Annotated in this window: 1 protein-coding gene; it reads right to left on the minus strand. The window is 68.3% G+C overall.

What is annotated here, in order from left to right:
- Positions 1-36: 36 nt before the first annotated feature.
- Positions 37-252, minus strand: a 216-nt coding sequence (locus A3764_RS01445) for a hypothetical protein (protein WP_067951072.1), incomplete at its 5' end; no start/stop codon positions are given.

Consider the following 252-nt stretch of genomic DNA (forward strand, 5'->3'; position numbering starts at 1 on the left):
GGCCCCTGCGTGTTTCGGCAGGCCAGCGCGCCGCCCTCAATCGAAGGTGCAGCCCTTTGTCCCGATGGGGCAGTTCGCCTTGGGCGCGGGCGCGCGGTAGTGCCGCTTTTTCACCTGCTTACGCACCGGCGCCGGATGGGCCATGACCTGCTGATAGGTCACCGACTGGTTCGGCACGCCGCAGCAGATGACCCCCGCGATGGTGACAGGCTGCAGGCCCGCGGGGCAGTAGTTCACGCTGGTCGGATAGGC

The sequence above is a fragment of the Sulfitobacter sp. HI0129 genome, from assembly GCF_001635395.1.
Taxonomy (GTDB): Bacteria; Pseudomonadota; Alphaproteobacteria; order Rhodobacterales; family Rhodobacteraceae; genus Sulfitobacter.